We start from the raw sequence: 17,702 nt of genomic DNA, 5'->3' as shown, positions 1-17,702 counted from the left end.
GCTGCGGGCCGCGGTGCGGGGATTGCCCTGGAGCGGGTTCCGGTGACGCGTTCGGCCTGTCGGTCAGTCGAAGAACCCCGGTCCGGCCCGGGAGAGAAGCTCTTCGCCCAGGGCCTCGCCGATCCCGGCACCTTGCGCGGCCGCGCCGCGTCGTTCGCCGGTGACGGAGGCCGAGCCGTCGGGGCGCAGGATCTCTCCGCGGAGCCAGAGTTGGTCGCCGTCGAGGATCGCAAGGCCCGCGATGGGGGTTTCGCAGGAGCCGTCGAGCGTGGCGAGGAAGCTGCGTTCGGCGGCAAGGCACAGGCCGGTCGCCCGGTCGTGGATGCGGGACAGGAGGGCGGCGGTGCGGGGGTCGTCGCTGCGACGCTCAATCCCGATGGCGCCTTGGGCGACAGCGGGGAGCATTTCCTGCGGCTCGATGGCGGAGCGGGCGACGTCCAGCATGCCGAGGCGGGTGAGACCGGCCATGGCGAGGAATGTGGCCTGGGCGACGCCTTCGTCGAGCTTGCGCATGCGCGTCTGCACATTGCCGCGGAATTCGACGAGATGCAGGTCGGGGCGGCGGAGGGCAAGCTGGGCGCGGCGGCGGAGCGAGGAGGAGCCGACCGTGGCGCCTTGGGGGAGGTCGTTGATGCTGGCGTAGCGGGGGGAGACGAAGGCATCGCGCACGTCGGCGCGGGGCAGGTAGCAGTCGAGGATCAGGCCCTCGGGCTGCCGGGTCGGCATGTCCTTCATCGAATGGACGGCGATGTCGATGCTGCCGTCGAGGAGCGCCTCTTCGATTTCGCGGGTGAAAAGGCCCTTGCCGCCGATCTCGCGCAGGGCCTTGTCCTGGATCTGGTCGCCGGTGACCTTGATGACCACGATCTGGAAGGCCGTTTCGGGCAGGTCGAAGGCCGCCATCAGGCTGCGGCGCGTCTCGTGCGCCTGCCAGAGGGCGAGGGGGGAGCCTCGGGTGCCGATCCTGAGGGGCTGCGCGGGGGTGGGCAGATCTACGCTCATGGCGGAAGGCTTAGCGGTGTCAGGCGCGGCTGACAACTCTTGACAAGCCGGGCAGGGCGTCGGACGCATGGTCCCGACACGAAAGGGCCGAAGATGACCAAGACGATCCTGCGCGCGCTGAAGGGCGAGGTGCTGCCGACCCCGCCGATCTGGATGATGCGCCAGGCGGGGCGGTATCTGCCGGAGTATCGGGAAACGCGGGCGAAGGCGGGAGATTTCCTGTCCCTGTGCTACAACCCGGTGCTGGCCGCAGAAGTGACCTTGCAGCCGATCCGCCGCTACGGGTTCGACGCAGCGATCCTGTTTGCCGACATCCTGCTGCTGCCGCAGGCGCTGGGACCGAAGCTGTGGTTCGAGACGGGCGAAGGGCCCCGGATGGAGACCGTCACCACAGCCGCCCAGGTCGCCAATCTGAAACCCGTCGAGGCGATCCATGACACCTTGTCGCCGGTCTACGAAACGGTGCGGATCCTGGCGCAGGAACTGCCGAAGAAGACCACTCTGATCGGGTTTGCGGGCGCGCCCTGGACGGTGGCGACCTACATGATCGCGGGGAAGGGATCGAAGGATCAGGCGGCGGCGCATGCGCTGAAGGCCGAGGACCGGGCGACGTTCCAGGCGCTGATCGACAGGATCACGGAGGCGACGGTGGAATATCTGTCGGCCCAGATCGATGCGGGGGCCGAGGTGGTGAAGCTGTTCGACAGCTGGGCCGGGTCGCTGAAGGGGCAGGATTTCAGGGACTTCGCCGAAGCTCCGGTGGCGCGGATCATCGCCGCGCTGAAGGCGCGGCATCCGGGGGTGCCGGTGATCGCCTTCCCGCGCGAGGCGGGGCAGGGCTATATCGGCTTTGCGCACCGCACGGGGGCGGATTGCGTGGCGATCGACAATTCGGTCAGCCCGGAATGGGCGGCGGCCAATGTGCAGATCGACGGCTGCGTGCAGGGCAACCTTGCGCCCGAGCACATGGTGACGGGCGGGCAGGCGCTGGTGGCGGCCACGCGGCATGTGGTGAAGGCGTTTTCCAGGGGGCCGCATATCTTCAACCTTGGCCACGGGATCACGCCGGATGCGAACCCGGACCATGTGCAGCTGATGATCGACACGGTGCGCGGGACCTGAGCGGCAGAGGCCGCCGGTTGCGGCCGGGGTTTTGCAAATCCGACATGCAGACGTTACATGGGCGCAAAGAGCCCGGAGCCTGCCTTGCCCGATCCGCAACTTGACAAGACCCTGAAGCGCGCCCTGGCCGAGCCGGCCCGGCGGGTGCGGCGGCTGGATCTGCCGGATGGGCGGCGGTTCTGGCTGAAACGGGTCGAGCGGCTGTCGGGGCGGTTGCGGGTGCAGAAGGGCGATCCGGCGCGGGCCTTCGCGGTGGAACGCGCGGGGCTGCGGGCCATGGCCGCGGCGGGTCTGCCGGTGGCGGGGGTCGCGGCCGAGGGGGCGGACTGGATGCTTATGCCCGATGCGGGGCCGGTCCTGCCGGAAGTGGTGGCCGATGCGGGCCGGGCCGAGGCCGAGAAGCTGCGCGCCTTTGCCCGGGCGGGGCGGGCTCTGGGCCTGTTGCACTGGGCCGGGATGGCGCATGGGCGGCCGGCTGTGCGCGACGTGTGCTGGGACGGGCAGGAGGCGCGGTTCATCGACCTGGAACGGTTCCGGCATGCGCGCCGCGCCGGGGTCTGGCAAGCGGCGGATGTGGTGATGTTCGCGCAGACGGCCTTCACGCTGTGGCCGGAGGAGCCGCGCTGGCTGGACGCGGCGCTGGCGGAATATGCGGTGTCGGCGCCCGAGGGGGCGATGGCGGCCGCCCGGCGGCTGGCGCTGTGGCTGCGGCCGCTGCGCTGGCTGGCGGCGGGGCTGGCGCGGCTGAAGCCGGGAAGCCGGGAGTTGCGGGCGGTGGGGCTGACGCTGGCGCGGCTGCGGCGGTAGGCTTGCTCGTCGGGGGCTTCGTCCCTCCTCGCTGCGGGTGGCGAGGAGGAGACGAAGGCGAACGACGAGCCCTGGCGTCAGGCGTGGATCGCGCCGTCGCCGCAGGCGAGCGCGGCTTCGCGGACGGCTTCGGACCAGGTGGGATGCGCGTGGCAGGTCAGCGCGAGGTCCTGGGCCGAGGCGCCGAATTCCATCGCCACGCAGATCTCGTGGATCAGGTCGCCCGCGGCGGGGCCGATGATGTGGGCCCCGAGGATGCGGTCGGTGGTGGCGTCGGCGATCAGCTTCACGAAGCCTTCGGCCTGGAAGACGGCCTTGGCGCGGGCGTTGCCCATGAAGGGGAACTTGCCGACCTTGTAGGCGCGACCTTCGGCTTTCAGCTGCTCTTCGGTGAGGCCGACGTTGGCCACCTCGGGCGTGGTGTAGATCACGCCGGGGATCACGCCATAGTTCACATGGCCGTGCTTGCCCGCAAGGACCTCGGCCACGGCCATGCCTTCGTCTTCCGCCTTATGGGCCAGCATGGGGCCCGCGATGGCGTCACCGATGGCGTAGAGGCCGGGGATGTTGGTCTGCCAGTGCGCATCGGTCTTGATGGTGCCACGCGGGCCCATCTCGACCCCCAGCGCCTCGAGCCCGAGGCCTGCGGTATAGGGTTTGCGGCCGGTGGCGACGAGGACGATCTCGGCGTCGAGGCTGGCCTCGCTGTCGTCCTTCCTCAGCTTCCAGGTCACGGTCGCGCCCTTCTTGCCCTTGGTCACGGACTGGACCGCGGCGCCGAGGACGAATTTCAGGCCCTGTTTCGTCAGGATGCGCTGGAAGGTCTTGGCGATCTCGGCGTCCATGCCGGGGGTGATGGCGTCAAGGTATTCGACCACGGTGACCTCGGTCCCGAGGCGGGCGTAGACGCTGCCCAACTCCAGCCCGATGACGCCCGCGCCGATGACCACCATGGTCTTCGGCGGCTTGGCGAGCGTGAGGGCTCCGGTGGAGGTGACGACGGTCTGTTCGTCGATTTCGACGCCGGGGAGGGAGGAGGCTTCGGACCCCGTGGCGATGACGATGTTCCTTGCGGTGTGGATGTCGTCGCCGACCTTGACCTGACCCGGCGCCGGGATGGTGCCCCAGCCCTTCAGCCAGGTGACCTTGTTCTTCTTGAACAGGAACTCGATCCCCTTGGTGTTGCCGGAGACGACATCGTCCTTGTAGGCCTGCATCTTCGCCCAGTCGACCTTGGGCGCGGCGCCGATCAGCCCCATCTTCTCGAAGTTCTCGTGCGTCTCGTGCAGCATGTGGGTGGCGTGCAGGAGCGCCTTGGACGGGATGCAACCGACGTTCAGGCAGGTGCCGCCCAGCGTCTCGCGCCCTTCGACGCAGGCGACCTTCTGTCCGAGCTGGGCGGCACGGATCGCGGCGACATAGCCTCCGGGGCCGGCGCCGATGATGATGGTGTCGAAATCTGCCATTTGGTCGGTTCCTTTGGTCTGGCCGGGGAACCGGGGGTTTCACACCCCCGGACCCCCGTGGGATATTTTCGGACAGATGAAACAGTCAGATGAGGCTGGCCAGGATCATCGTCAGGGTTGCGAAGAAGCCTACCGCCCAGATGACAGAGCGCCAAGGGCGCCAGCCGAAAGCGTAGGCGGGGATGTAGAGGATGCGGGCCGCAAGGTAGGCCCAGGCGGCGGATTGGGTGACCTGGGTGGACTGGTTGCCGAGCGTGACGACGACGACGGCGAGGGTGAAGAGGATCAGCCCCTCGAAATGGTTGTTCATCGCGCGTTGCAGGCGGCCGGTCAGGGTGGAGAGTTCGCGGGAGGGCGGGCGGTCGCGGGGGCCGCTGGTGTAGCCGGTGCCGAGTTCCAGGTTCGCGGGGATGGCGAAGAGGTGGAACTGCACGGCCTGGAGAAGGCCGGCGAGAGCGAGGGCGGTGAGTTCGGGGGTCATAGCGCGGCTCCGGTCGGGGCGAGGATAAGGCCTGCCAGCATCGCGGCGATCCCGGTGGTGGCCACCAGCCAGGCGGCGGTGCGGGCGTAGGGAATGGCGAGGGCATAGGCAGGCAGGTAGACCGCCCGCCCGGCGATCCACGCGAGGATGCCGGCATCCGCCAGGCGCCCCTCGCGGCCCGACAGCGCAAGGGCGGCGGCGTAGGCGACGAAGGCGGTCGCGGTTTCGGTGTCGTTGCGCAGGGCCTGGTCGAGCCGCGCGGCGAGCGGGCCGGGGGCGGCGGGCGTGTCGCGCGGGCCGATGGTCCAGCGGTTGCCCACCGAGGCCTTGAGCGCCATCGACTGCGCGCCGACATGGATCAGGGCGAGGAGGGCGGCGGCGGCGAGGCCCCAGAGGGGGAGGGTCATGCGAGCGCGGTGCATTCTGACACCATTGCTAAAGAACCTGTTTGATTGCGTCGGCAATCTCTTGCGCTCGGCGTTCACCCGCTTGGAATGACGGGTGAGCAGCGCCGACGAACGGAATTCCATTCAACCTGCATGCTCGCTGGGCGGAATTCCCCAATGCCACGGGCACCCGCGAAGCAAGTTCCAAACGCAATACCCGGCTTATCGACAGTTGATACACCTCATCCGGAATGTTCTTTCCCGTGACTTCGGCAGGCAAGAAAACGCAGGCTTGGGTGATGTACACTTCGCTTCGGCGCAGCCGTAGAATGCTCAGCGCGCGATCAAGGCAAGTATTGGTCTTTATTCCTTCGAGATATCCCAGTTGTCTGAGTGCAACCTTGGAGTGGTGCTCCAGCTCCCTCAGCGCGCGCCAGCCATACCAGTTATTCAGCAGAATTACAGGACCATTAAGGGAACGGGAGGATAGTTGATTTGGAACAACAAAATCACCGTCCCATCCCTCGTCAACCAATGACCGCATATCCGCGGACGCTGCAGCGGGACACTCTGCAACCGTCAGGCCTTGTCTCGCCCTGATTGCAGCCTGATACCGTTCCGGCGAAATCGCCATCTCACAAGTCCATCAAGAGCCGCCGCGGATCCTCCAGCGCCTCCTTCACCCGCACGAGGAAGGTCACCGCGCCCTTGCCGTCCACGATCCGGTGGTCGTAGCTGAGCGCCAGATACATCATCGGGCGGATGACGATCTGGCCGTTCACCACCACCGGGCGGTCCTGGATCTTGTGCATGCCGAGGATGCCGGACTGCGGGGGGTTGAGGATGGGCGACGACATCAGGCTGCCGTAGACGCCGCCGTTGGAGATGGTGAAGGAGCCGCCCTGCATCTCGGCCATCGACAGTTTCCCGTCGCGGGCGCGGGCGCCCAGTTCGGCGATCTTCTTCTCGATGGCGGCGAAGCCCATCTGGTCGGCGTCGCGCACCACCGGAACAACGAGGCCCGAAGGCGTGCCGACGGCGACGCCCATGTGGACGTAGTTCTTGTAGACGATGTCCTGGCCGTCGATCTCGGCGTTGACCTCGGGCACCTCTTTCAGGGCGTGGCAGCAGGCCTTCACGAAGAAGGACATGAATCCCATCTTCACGCCGTGCTTCTTCTCGAAGGCGTCCTTGTAGGCGTTGCGCAGGTCCATGATTCCGGACATGTCGACCTCGTTGTAGGTCGTCAGCATCGCGGCGGTGTTCTGCGCGTCCTTGAGCCGCCGGGCGATGGTGGCGCGGAGGCGGGTCATCTTCACCCGTTCCTCACGCGCGGCGTCGTCGGCGGGGACGGGGGCGCGGGGGAGGGCGGCGGGGGCCGGGGCGGGTGCCGCAGTGGCAGCTTGCGCGCCGGCGGCGCCCGCGACGGTGCGGGCCACGTCTTCCTTCATGATGCGGCCGTCGCGGCCGGTGCCCTGCACCTGATCCGGCGTGAGGCCCGCCTCGGCCATCGCCTTCTTCGCGGCGGGGGCGTCCTCCACGGATTTCGCGGCGGGCTCCTCCTTCCGCTCCTCCTTCGGCGCGGGTGCTTCGGTCTTCGCTGCCGTCGTCGCGGCGGCACCCTCGGTCACGATGGCGAGGCGGGCGTTTGCCGCCACGGTCGTGCCTTCGGGCGCCAGGATCTCGGCCAGGACGCCGGAGACGGGCGACGGGACCTCGACCGAGACCTTGTCGGTTTCCAGCTCGCACAGCATTTCGTCCTGCTTCACCGCATCGCCGGGTTTCTTGAACCAGGTGGATACGGTGGCCTCGGACACGGATTCGCCAAGGGCGGGCACCATCACGTCAGTCATTTGTCTTCTCCGGTCTTCAGGCGGACAGGCCAAGGGCCTGGGCGACGAGGGTTTCTTGTTCATGCTTGTGGCGGGAGGCGAGGCCCGTGGCGGGCGACGCGCTGGCCTTGCGGCCCGCATAGGACATGCGGGTGGGCTTGCCGCGGACCCTGGTGAGGATCGCTTCCATCTCGGGCTCGATGAAGGACCAGGCGCCCTGGTTCTTCGGTTCCTCCTGGCACCAGACGAAATCGGCCTTCGGGAAGCGGCCAAGTTCCTGAGAGAGCGACATGCTGGGCACCGGGTAAAGCTGTTCGACGCGGAGGAGATAGATGTCGTCGAGGCCCTGAGCGTCGCGTTCGGCGAGAAGGTCGTAGTAGACCTTGCCCGAACACAGGATGACGCGCCGGATCTTGTCGTCGGCCTTCAGCTTCAGCTTCGAATTTCCCTTCTGCGCATCGTCCCAGAGGACGCGGTGGAAGGTGGAGCCGTCGGTGAAATCCTCGGCCCGGCTGACGCACATCGGATGGCGCAGGAGCGACTTGGGCGTCATCAGGATCAGCGGTTTGCGGTAGGTCCGATGCAGCTGGCGGCGCAGGATGTGGAAGTAGTTCGCCGGCGTCGAGCAGTTGGCGACGATCCAGTTGTCCTCGGCCGAGAGTTGCAGGAAGCGTTCGAGCCGGGCGGAGGAATGCTCCGGGCCCTGGCCCTCGAAGCCGTGCGGCAGAAGGACGACGAGGCCCGACATCCGCAGCCATTTCGATTCGCCCGAGTTGATGAACTGGTCGAACATGATCTGCGCGCCGTTGGCGAAATCGCCGAACTGGGCCTCCCACAGGGTCAGCGCGTTGGGTTCGGAGAGCGAATAGCCGTATTCGAAGCCGAGGACGGCATATTCGGACAGCATCGAATCGATCACCTCATACCGCGCCTGGCCGGGGCGGATGTGGTTCAGGGGATAATGGCGTTCCTCGGTCGTCTGGTCGATCCAGCCGGAATGGCGCTGCGAGAAGGTGCCGCGGGTGCAGTCCTGGCCCGACAGGCGGACGGGGAAGCCTTCCAGTTGCAGCGAACCGAAGGCCAGCGCTTCGGCTGTGGCCCAGTCGAAGCCCTTGCCGGTGGCGAACATTTCCTTCTTCGCCTCCAGCTGGCGGGCCACGGTCTTGTGCAGATCGAAGCCTTCGGGCACGCGGGTCAGGGCCGCGCCGATCTCGGCCAGGGTCTCGGCCTTGATCCAGGTCTCGCCGCGCTGGTAGGTGTTCAGGTCCTTGGTCTGAAGGTTCTTCCAGCGCCCGTCCAGCCAGTCGGCCTTGTTCGGCAGGAAGGCCTTGCCGGCCTCGAACTCCTCGTTGAGGCGGGCCTGGAAGGCGGCCTTCATGTCCTCGATCTCGCCGGCCGAAATCAGCCCGTCGGCCACCAGACGTTCGGTGTAAAGCTGAAGCGTGGTCTTCTGCTTGCGGATGCGGGTGTACATCGCCGGGTTGGTGAACATCGGCTCGTCGCCTTCGTTGTGACCGAAGCGGCGGTAGCAGAAGATGTCGATGACCACGTCCTTGTGGAACTTCTGGCGGAATTCGGTCGCCACCTTGGCGGCGTGGACCACGGCCTCGGGGTCGTCGCCGTTGACGTGGAAGATCGGCGCCTCGACCATCAGCGCGATGTCGGTCGGATAGGGCGAGGTGCGGCTGAAATGCGGCGCCGTGGTGAAGCCGATCTGGTTGTTGACGATGATGTGGATGCAGCCGCCCGTACGGTGGCCCTTGATGCCGGACAGTTGCAGACATTCCGCCACGACGCCCTGCCCGGCAAAGGCCGCGTCGCCATGCAGCAGGATCGGCAGCACGGCGATGCGTTCGGCCGTGTCGTTGAGCTGGTCCTGTTTGGCCCGCGCCTTGCCAAGGACCACGGGGTTCACGGCCTCGAGGTGCGAGGGGTTCGCGGTCAGGCTGAGGTGGACCTTGTTGCCGTCGAACTCGCGGTCGGACGAGGCGCCGAGGTGGTATTTCACGTCGCCCGAGCCATCCACGTCCTCGGGCTTGTAGGAGCCGCCCTGGAATTCGTGGAAGATCGCCCGGTAGGGTTTCTGCATCACGTTGGCCAGGATGTTCAGACGCCCGCGGTGCGGCATGCCGATGATGATTTCCTTCACCCCCAGCGCGCCGCCGCGCTTGATGATCTGCTCCATCGCCGGGATCAGCGCCTCGCCCCCGTCAAGGCCGAAGCGCTTGGTGCCCATGTACTTGACATGGAGGAACTTCTCGTAGCCTTCGGCCTCGACCAGCTTGTTCAGGATCGCCTTGCGCCCCTCGCGGGTGAACTGGATCTCCTTGCCGTAGCCTTCGATCCGTTCCTTCAGCCAGGCGGATTGTTCGGGGTCGGAAATGTGCATGTATTGCAGCGCGAAGGTGCCGCAATAGGTGCGCCTGAGGATGTCGATGATCTCGCGCATCGAGGCATGGGTCAGGCCCAGCACGTTGTCGATGAAGATCGGGCGGTCCATGTCGGCTTCGGAGAAGCCGTAGGATTTCGGGTCAAGCTCGGGCTGGTGGGCGGTGTCGCGCATCCCCAGCGGGTCGAGGTCGGCGGCGAGATGGCCGCGAATCCGGTAGGCGCGGATGATCATCAGCGCGCGGATGGAATCGAGCACGGCGCGCTGGATCTGGTCCTCGGACAGCTGGACACCGGCCTCGGCAGCCTTGGCGGCGATCTTTTGTCCGGCGGCCTTGGCGTCACGCGCGGGCGGGGGCGCGGCCCATTCGCCGGTCAGCGCGGCGGTCAGCTCGTCGGCGGGCTGGGGCGGCCAGTCGGCGCGCGCCCAGGAGGGGCCTTGCGCGGCGCGCTTGGTGTCAAGCTCGCTGTCGCCGAGCGCGCGGAAGAATTCGGCCCATTGCGGATCGACCGAGTTCGGGTCGGCGGCATGGCGGGCGGCCAGCTGGTCGACATATTCGGCATTGGCCCCGTCCAGGAAGGACGAGGCGGTGAAGGCGGCGGTGGGGGACTGGTCGGTCATCTTGGGCCTCATGCGCGAGGAGTGAAATCGGATCGGGGCGGCACGGATCGTGCCCTGGCCGTCAGGGTGGCCGCAGCGGGCGGCAGGCCCAGCACCTTGCGCTGGATGCTGTCGTAGAAGGGGGCAAGCGTCGCCCGGTCATGGAGCAGGATGCGGATGCTGTCCGGGATCGCCGCGGCAACCCCGCGCAGCTGCGGAAACAGCCAGCGCCGCGAGAGCCCGTCCTTCAGCACTTCGGCAAGGAGGCGCCGCGCCACCATCACGCCGAAGTCAACCGACCGCCGCAGCGGCCTGCCTGCGTGCTTGCGCAGGAAGAAGGCGATGTTCAGCACCGAAAGCCGTGAGGACTGCTGCCGCTTGAGACGGCCCGGCAGGGCCTCGTGATGGTAGATCCGGCCCTCGACCGCCACCACGTTCCAGCCGTGGCGCGAAAAGCGGTAGGTCGCGTCCAGATCCTCGGCAGAGGCATAGGCCAGCAGGTCGCCGTCGAAGGGTTCGTCCAGCGCGATTGAACGGCGGACAGTCAGGCGATACCCCGAGATCAGGGAGACCGGGAACAAGGCGCTGGAGGAATAGGCCGCGACCTCTTCCTCGGTCGGCTTGTGCCATGTGCCGTCATAGGGGATGAACATGCGTTCGGCCGACATCAGAAGGACCTCGGTCCAGAGGAACCGCATCAGGAACGACGACCTGAGCAGCCGTTCGGTCAGGGGCGCCCTGGACGCGCCGCCCTTGCCCCCGGCAAGAGGCGTCGCCTCGGGCAGCGGGCCGTCAGAGGCCGACACGGCCGCGATCCGCCGGTCGCGGTCGGTTTCGTAGACCTGCATGATCACCTCGGCGCAGTCCGGGTGCAGGAAGGCGTCGTCGTCGATCAGGAACAGGATATCCGCCCGCGCCGCGCCGATCGCGTGGTTGCGCTGGGCGGGCAGCGATTTCTTCGGCGCGGGAAGGTAATGCAGCGGCACGCCGGCCGCTTCGGCCAACGGGGCGATCCTGGCGTGGTGCCCTTCCCAGCCGGCGCTGGCATCGCAGATCACGATCTCGGACGGCATCCGGGTGGAGCCCAGCGCGTGGCGAACGCAGAGTTCCAGCATGTCGGGCCGGTCGCAGGTCGAGACGCAGAGCGCCCAGGTCAGGCGTTCGGACGGTCGCGCGCCGATGTCTGCGCCCTGGCCCATGGTCAGCCCTTGATCGCCTTCAGCACGGCCTCACCGAGGCCCGCCGGGCTGTCGGCCACCACGATCCCGGCGGATTTCATCGCCTCGATCTTGGACCCCGCGTCGCCCTTGCCACCCGCGACGATGGCGCCCGCATGGCCCATGCGGCGGCCGGGGGGGGCGGTGCGGCCGGCGATGAAACCGGCGGTGGGCTTCCAGCGGCCCTTCTTCCTTTCGTCGGCGAGGAACTGGGCGGCGTCTTCTTCCGCCGAGCCGCCGATCTCGCCGATCATGATGATCGAATGGGTGTCGGGGTCGGCGAGGAACATCTCCAGCACGTCGATGTGCTCGGTCCCCTTGATCGGGTCGCCGCCGATGCCGACGGCCGTGGTCTGGCCGAGGCCCACGTCGGTGGTCTGCTTCACGGCCTCATAGGTGAGCGTGCCCGAGCGGGAGACGACGCCGACCGAGCCCTTGGAGAAGATGGAACCGGGCATGATGCCGATCTTGCATTCGCCGGGGGTCAGGACGCCGGGGCAGTTCGGGCCGATCAGGCGGGACTTCGAGTTGATGAGGGCGCGCTTGACCTTCATCATGTCGAGGACCGGGATGCCTTCGGTGATGCAGACGATCAGCGGGATTTCGGCGTCGATGGCCTCGAGGATCGAGTCGGCGGCGAAGGGCGGCGGGACGTAGATCGCGGTGGCGTTGGCCCCGGTCCTGGCGACGGCTTCGTGCACGCTGTCGAAGACGGGCAGGCCGAGGTGTTCGGTGCCGCCCTTGCCGGGGGTCACGCCGCCGACCATCTGTGTGCCATAGGCGATGGCCTGTTCGGAGTGGAAGGTGCCCTGCGAGCCGGTGAAGCCCTGGCAGATGACGCGGGTGGATTTGTTCACGAGGACGGACATGGGCTTCAGCCTTTCACCGCTTTGACGATCTTCTGGGCCGCATCCGACAGGTCGTCGGCGGCGATGACGTTCAGACCGGAGTCGTTGATGATCTTCTTGCCAAGCTCGACGTTGGTGCCCTCCAGCCGGACGACCAGCGGGACCGTGAGGCCCACCTCCTTCACCGCCGCGATCACGCCCTCGGCGATGATGTCGCAGCGCATGATGCCGCCGAAGATGTTGACGAGGATGCCTTTGACGTTCGGGTCCGAGGTGATGATCTTGAAGGCCTCGGTCACCTTTTCCTTGGTCGCGCCACCGCCGACGTCGAGGAAGTTGGCGGGCTCGGCGCCGTAAAGCTTGATGATGTCCATCGTGGCCATCGCGAGGCCCGCGCCGTTGACCATGCAGCCGATCTCGCCATCCAGCGCGATGTAGTTCAGGTCGAACTTCGAGGCGGCGAGCTCCTTGGGGTCCTCCTCGGTCTCGTCGCGGAGCGCGGCGATGTCGGGGTGGCGGTAGATCGCGTTGCCATCAAAGCCCATCTTGGCGTCAAGAAGGCGCAGGGTGCCGTCCTTCAGCACGCAGAAGGGGTTGATCTCCAGCATGTCCATGTCCTTGTCGAGGAACAGCTGGTAGAGTTTCTTCACGATCTGGACGCATTGCTTGACCTGCGCTCCGGTCAGCCCCAGCGCAAAGGCCACGCGGCGGCCGTGGAAGTCCTGGATGCCCGTGGCGGGGTCGATGGTGAAGGTGTGGATCTTTTCCGGCGTGTCGTGGGCGACGTCCTCGATGCTCATCCCGCCTTCGGTCGAGGCGACGATGGAGATGCGGCTGGTCTGACGGTCGATCAGGAGGGCGAGGTAGAATTCGCGCTCGATGTCCGAGCCGTCCTCGATGTAAATGCGGTTGACCTGCTTGCCGGCGGGGCCGGTCTGGACGGTGACAAGCGTGCGGCCCAGCATCTGACGGGCGAATTCGGCGGCCTCGCCGACCGAGCGGGCAAGGCGGACGCCGCCCTTTTCCCCGGCCTCGGGTTCCTTGAAATGGCCCTTGCCGCGGCCGCCCGCGTGGATCTGGGCCTTCACCACCCAGAGCGGGCCGTCCAGTTCGCCCGCGGCGGTCTTGGCGTCTTCGGCCTTCAGGACGACGCGGCCGTCAGAGACCGGGATGCCGTAGCTGCGCAGAAGGTCCTTGGCCTGGTATTCGTGGATGTTCATCGGGCGCCTCTTCTCGGCCTGGAGTGTCAGCGGCGTTCTGGCACGGGTCGGGGCCGGTTCCAAACGGCAAATGCCTGTAATGCGGGGGAAATGCCGGGAAAATGATGGATGTGATCACGGGCCTGAAATGCGTGATCACAGGATGGAAAGCTGTGATCACATGGTGGCGGTAACGCCAGAAGCGGCCGCGAATCACCCTGGCTCTGGTCAGATTGACAAGGATCGGGGCGCTTGCGAAGGCTGGGGCCGAGAGATGGAGGCCCACATGCCACGCCCAAGCGCCAACGACATCACGCAAGACCGGTTGCCGAAGATCAGCCACGGCCGCGGGGTCTATCTGTGGGATGTGGAGGGGCGGCAGTACGTCGACGGCTCGGGCGGGCCGGCGGTGTTTTCCATCGGGCATGGCGACCCGCGCGTGAACGCGGCGGTGGCGGCGCAGATGGAGAAGGTGGCCTATGGCTACCGCTATCTGTTCTCTAGCGATCCGCTGGAGGAGATGAGCGACATGCTGCGCCGCTCTACCGGGCTGGCGGAGATGGTCTACACGACCTCGGGGTCCGAGGCGGTGGAAAGTGCCGTGAAGATCGCGCTGCAATACCATTATGACCGGGGCGATCCGGCGCGGGTGAAGTTCATTGCGCGCAAGCGGTCCTGGCACGGCAATACGCTGATGGCGACGGCGCTGTCGGGGTTCGAGGAGCGGCAGCGCGCCTTTGCCGGGGCCTTGCCGGTGGTCGGGCGGGTGAGTGCGGCTAATGCCTACCGGCTGCCCGAGGGGGTGAGCCGCGAGGGACTGGTTGCCCATCTGGCGGCCGAGCTGGAGGCAGAGATCCTGCGCCTTGGGCCGGAGACGGTGGCGGGCTTCATCTTCGAGCCGGTGGTGGGGGCTGCGGGCGGGGCCTTGCCTGCGCCCGAGGGTTACGCGAAGGCGGTGGCCGAGGTCTGCCGCCGGCACGGGGTGCTGGTGATCTGCGACGAGGTGATGTGCGGATCGGGCCGGACCGGGGTCTGGCGGGCGTCGGAAGAGGACGGGATCACGGCGGACATCATCACCGTGGCGAAGTCGCTGTCGGGGGGATACCTGCCGCTGGGGGCTGCAATCTACAGCCGCGAGATCGCGGAGGTGATGGCGGCGGGGCATGGGGGCCCGCTGACCGGGCACACCTATACCGGGCATACCGCCTGTCTTGCGGCCGGAGTGGCGGTGCAGAAGATCGTGGCGGAAGAGGGGCTTCTTGCGCGCATACGCGACAAGGGGCCGCGCTGGCAGGCGGAATTGCGGGCGCGGCTGGGGCATCTGCCGCAGGTGGGCGACGTGCGGGGCCGGGGGTATTTCATCGGGGTGGAAGTGGTGGCGGACCCGGCGACGAAGGCTCCGTTCGAGGCAAGCCTGGGGGTGAACGGGCGCATCCGGGCGGAAGGCCTGCGGCGGGGGCTGATCTGCTATCCCTCGGGCGGGAATGCGGACGGGGTGGCGGGGGATACGGTGATCCTGGCGCCGCCGTTCAATGCTACGGATGGCGAGCTGGACGAGATCGCGGACAAGCTGGTCGCTACGCTGGAGACGGTGCTGAACGGGGTGGCCTAGGCGCCGGAATTCGTGCGAATTCCGGTCCGATTTCCGCAGGAAATCGGCGCCCGGTCGATCAGTTCAGGAAGACGGCAAACAGCATCGCATCGCCCTGGACGATGTCCTGGAAGTCGCGCCAGGCCTGGCCGGACATCAGCGGGCCTTTCTCGGCATAGGGCAGCAGGCCCTCGCCCTGGATCCAGGTGATCAGGTCCACGGCGGGCGGGTTCTCGAAAGCCTTTTTCAGGTTGATCCCGGCCTCGGCCCCGAAGCGCCAGTGCGGGATCAGAAGTTCACCCTTCAGAGCCTTTTCGGCGTCGGCCAGCACGGCCTGCCAGCGCGCGCCGGTGCCGGGGGGCATCCTCAGGCCAAGGCCGGAGGTCTGGGCATCGTTCGGGACCCATTCGCCGGTGTTGTCGGTTTCCAGCGTGACGAGCGACCAGAAGCGGCGGTTCTCCCGGATCATCGACAGGAAGTGGTCGTAGGCGTCCCGGGCGAGGGCCTTGTCCGGGGTGTTCGAGAGGGCGTTCAGAACCATCGCGGCGCGGTCGACCTGGCGGCCGAACATCATGTCCATCGCGTTGTTCGGGGGCGTGGTGCCCCACAGGGCGTAGATCTGCTTCGACGAGTCAATGACGCGCTGGATCGCGGGTTCGGGGTCGTAGGCGAGCGCGGTGGAGGCGAAGCCGGAGAGGAAATGGGTATAGGCGGCCAGCCAGGCGGCATCGGCGGTGTCGAAGGTGATGACGGGGTCCTCGACCGCGACACCCATGCCGCGCCCGCCGCCAAGCGCCATGCCGGTGACCTCGGCCAGGCTTTCGCCGGGTTCGCGGGTGCCGTTCGAATTGATGTCGAACCAGAGGTCAGAGATGCGGATGTCCAGCGCGAAGGGCTTGTCGCCGAGTCTTTCGAGCGCCGCGCGGGAGGCCTCCATGTCGGCGTCGAGGTTGCGGATCAGCGCGGTGAAATCGGCGGCCTGGAAGGGGATGGCGTTGGGGTTTTCCGGGATCGGCAGGCGGAGGATGGGCAGTTCCGACCAGTCGGCCTTGACGCCGGTCTGCCAGCGCAGTTGCAGCGCCTGTTCGATGCCGCCGAGGAAATGGAGGCCTGCCAGCGCAAAGAGGTCCTCTCTGGTGGGCGAGGCGAGGGCGGCGAGGCGGGATTCCGTCGCGGCAAGGCCGGTGCGGGCGATTTCCTGGCTGAGTGTCTCGGCTGTCGCGGGCGTGGCGAGGAGGAGGGCGAGGGCGAGGGCGAGGGTGCGCATGGGGCGGGCTCCTTTTCGGGGGAGTGTGGGGCTGCACGGGGCGGGGCGCAAGGTGGGGAAAGCCCTCAGGTGGCGGACCAGAGGACCTGGCCGCGGGGGAGGAGCGTGGGCAGGCGGATCGGGGTGAAGCCTGCGGCGGCGATGGTGTCGCGGACAGCGGCTTCGGGGAGGTGGTAGGGCGGTCGGTCGGGGTGGGTGACGACGCCGTCGGGCTGGCGCGTCGGGCCGGGGGCGTCGGAGAGGAAGGTGGTGAAGAGGGTCGCGCGGAGGTTCGGGAAGGGGCGGAGGTTCTGGAGCGCGGTTTGCAGGGCGGTGTGGGGGAGGTGGGTGAAGACGCCGAAGGCGATGGCCAGTGTGATCGTGTCGGGAATGCCGGGGAAGGCGAAACGGGCGTCCTCGATCAGGTGGTCTTCGGGGAGGCGCGACGGGTCGGGGAGTTCGGTGAGGCGCCCGTGGCGCATCAGGGCGAGGGAGGCGTCGGTGCCCCAGTAGTGGCCGGGTTTGAGGTATGGCACGGCCTTGTGGCCGAGGCGCAGGCAGCCGCAGCCGATGTCGAGGAGGTGGTCGTCGGGGGTCATGCCCTGGCTGAGGAGGGCCTGCATCTGGACGCGGGCGGTTTCGTCCCAGCGGCCGCCGACGATGTCGCGGTGGCGGCCCCTTGCGATGGCCTCGTCATAGAAGCCGGGGGCGAGGTAGGGGGAGGGGAGCCTCAGGCCCTGGGGTCCTTCTTCGCGGCGGCGGCGGCCTTCATGCGGGCGAGGAGCTGCTCCTGGGTCTCGCGCGGGGGTTTGACCTGCCTGGGCGCGCCTTTCTGGCCGTGGTCGGGGCCGCGAAGGGTGCTGCGGGCGCCCTTGGGGTTGCCGGATTTCGAGTAGTCCATGGGGTGTCCCTTCGGGGGTGGTCTGGCCCCTGGGGATGCCGGATTTGGCGGTGGGGGGCAAGAGGGCTTGTCGCGCGCCGCGCGCGGCGCGGTCAATGGGGCTAGGGAAATCAAGGGTTTGGGCGAGGGCATTTACCGGCTGTTAGGATTTCGACGGGCGCCTCCCACCCCCCTCCCCTCCCCACCGGGGGGGGGGGGACGCGCCTTGCCGTGCGGTTGGTTCCGGCGGTCAGGGGGTGCGCCTGGGCCCCGGGGGAGGATGCCTCCGGCGGGAGTATTTGGGAAAAGAGCAAGTGCGGGGACGACGCGCCAGGGTTTTCCGAGGGCGCCGGGCGCCGCACCGGGCCCTGCACCGGGCATCAGCGGACCCGCATTGCGGCCTCTCCGCGAGCTTCCCCTCCCCACCGGGGGAGGGGATTTGCCGTCCGGGTCTTCCTGGCGGCCATCTGGTGCGCCTGGCGCGTCGAAGGGATGCCTCCGGCGGGAGTATTTGGGAAAGGGCAAGGGCAGGCAGGGCGCAGCAGGGTGTTCCGAGGGCATCGGGAGCCGCACCGGGCCTGTGGGGCAAGTCTTCGATGAGGGCCGGATCTGCGGGTCGGGTGGGTCGATCCGGTC

General features: G+C 67.7%; 16 protein-coding genes. 3 read left to right on the top strand and 13 right to left on the bottom strand.

Annotation, left to right across the window (positions count from 1 at the left end):
* Window positions 1–63: 63 nt before the first annotated feature.
* Window positions 64–1,002, bottom strand: coding sequence for a hydroxymethylbilane synthase (hemC, locus tag G8O29_RS01720; RefSeq protein ID WP_166401495.1), 939 nt, complete (start codon window positions 1,000–1,002; stop codon window positions 64–66).
* A gap of 93 nt (window positions 1,003–1,095) precedes the next feature.
* Between hemC and hemE the strand changes: the two genes are divergently transcribed.
* Window positions 1,096–2,124, top strand: coding sequence for a uroporphyrinogen decarboxylase (gene hemE, locus G8O29_RS01715; protein ID WP_166401494.1), 1,029 nt, complete (start codon window positions 1,096–1,098; stop codon window positions 2,122–2,124).
* 84 nt (window positions 2,125–2,208) lie between these two features.
* Window positions 2,209–2,931: a BUD32 family EKC/KEOPS complex subunit gene (locus G8O29_RS01710; protein WP_166401493.1), complete on the top strand. Its 723-nt coding sequence runs from the start codon at window positions 2,209–2,211 to the stop codon at window positions 2,929–2,931.
* Window positions 2,932–3,008: 77 nt separating this feature from the next.
* Here the strand turns inward: G8O29_RS01710 and lpdA are convergent, their stop codons facing one another.
* The 9 genes from lpdA to sucC form a co-directional block, all read right to left on the bottom strand.
* Window positions 3,009–4,397 (bottom strand): dihydrolipoyl dehydrogenase, encoded by a 1,389-nt coding sequence (lpdA, locus tag G8O29_RS01705; RefSeq protein WP_166401492.1) that lies wholly within the window; start codon window positions 4,395–4,397, stop codon window positions 3,009–3,011.
* 85 nt (window positions 4,398–4,482) lie between these two features.
* Complete coding sequence (locus tag G8O29_RS01700; RefSeq protein ID WP_166401491.1) at window positions 4,483–4,878, bottom strand: MAPEG family protein; 396 nt, start codon at window positions 4,876–4,878, stop codon at window positions 4,483–4,485.
* Complete coding sequence (locus G8O29_RS01695) at window positions 4,875–5,285, bottom strand: MAPEG family protein (RefSeq protein WP_166401490.1); 411 nt, start codon at window positions 5,283–5,285, stop codon at window positions 4,875–4,877. The genes G8O29_RS01700 and G8O29_RS01695 overlap by 4 nt, the downstream gene beginning before the upstream one ends.
* A gap of 28 nt (window positions 5,286–5,313) precedes the next feature.
* On the bottom strand, window positions 5,314–5,898 hold the full coding sequence (locus tag G8O29_RS01690) for a hypothetical protein (RefSeq protein ID WP_166401489.1): 585 nt from the start codon (window positions 5,896–5,898) through the stop codon (window positions 5,314–5,316).
* Between the two features lies 1 nt (window position 5,899).
* Complete coding sequence (gene odhB / locus G8O29_RS01685; protein ID WP_242678837.1) at window positions 5,900–7,117, bottom strand: 2-oxoglutarate dehydrogenase complex dihydrolipoyllysine-residue succinyltransferase; 1,218 nt, start codon at window positions 7,115–7,117, stop codon at window positions 5,900–5,902.
* Between the two features lie 16 nt (window positions 7,118–7,133).
* Window positions 7,134–10,106 carry a 2-oxoglutarate dehydrogenase E1 component gene (locus tag G8O29_RS01680; protein ID WP_166401488.1) on the bottom strand — a complete coding sequence of 991 codons (2,973 nt, stop codon included), beginning with the start codon at window positions 10,104–10,106 and terminating at the stop codon, window positions 7,134–7,136.
* 8 nt (window positions 10,107–10,114) lie between these two features.
* Entirely contained in the window at window positions 10,115–11,284 is a 1,170-nt protein-coding gene (locus G8O29_RS01675) for a glycosyltransferase family 2 protein (RefSeq protein WP_166401487.1), read from the bottom strand.
* Window positions 11,285–11,286: 2 nt separating this feature from the next.
* A complete protein-coding gene (gene sucD, locus G8O29_RS01670) occupies window positions 11,287–12,171 on the bottom strand; it encodes a succinate--CoA ligase subunit alpha (RefSeq protein ID WP_166401486.1) in 885 nt (294 codons plus the stop codon).
* 5 nt (window positions 12,172–12,176) lie between these two features.
* Window positions 12,177–13,370, bottom strand: coding sequence for an ADP-forming succinate--CoA ligase subunit beta (gene sucC, locus G8O29_RS01665; protein WP_166401485.1), 1,194 nt, complete (start codon window positions 13,368–13,370; stop codon window positions 12,177–12,179).
* A gap of 265 nt (window positions 13,371–13,635) precedes the next feature.
* Here sucC and G8O29_RS01660 point away from each other — a divergent pair, with 265 nt between their 5' ends.
* Entirely contained in the window at window positions 13,636–14,961 is a 1,326-nt protein-coding gene (locus G8O29_RS01660) for an aminotransferase family protein (RefSeq protein ID WP_166401484.1), read from the top strand.
* Window positions 14,962–15,019: 58 nt separating this feature from the next.
* On the opposite strand, the gene G8O29_RS01655 is transcribed toward G8O29_RS01660, so the two are convergent.
* From G8O29_RS01655 to G8O29_RS01645, 3 genes are all read right to left on the bottom strand, one after another.
* Window positions 15,020–16,207, bottom strand: a complete 1,188-nt coding sequence (locus G8O29_RS01655; protein WP_166401483.1) for a hypothetical protein — start codon at window positions 16,205–16,207, stop codon at window positions 15,020–15,022.
* 65 nt (window positions 16,208–16,272) lie between these two features.
* Window positions 16,273–16,809 (bottom strand): class I SAM-dependent methyltransferase, encoded by a 537-nt coding sequence (locus G8O29_RS01650; RefSeq protein WP_242678836.1) that lies wholly within the window; start codon window positions 16,807–16,809, stop codon window positions 16,273–16,275.
* A 107-nt stretch (window positions 16,810–16,916) separates the two neighbouring features.
* The gene (locus tag G8O29_RS01645) at window positions 16,917–17,087 is read right to left on the bottom strand and encodes a hypothetical protein (protein WP_166401646.1); all 171 of its coding nucleotides are present in this window, start codon (window positions 17,085–17,087) and stop codon (window positions 16,917–16,919) included.
* Window positions 17,088–17,702 lie beyond the last annotated feature (615 nt).

This window comes from Rhodobacter calidifons (assembly GCF_011174775.1).
Taxonomy (GTDB): Bacteria; Pseudomonadota; Alphaproteobacteria; order Rhodobacterales; family Rhodobacteraceae; genus Tabrizicola; species Tabrizicola calidifons.
Note: the sequence above shows the minus strand (reverse complement) of the source record. Positions and strands in the feature narration are given on the sequence as shown.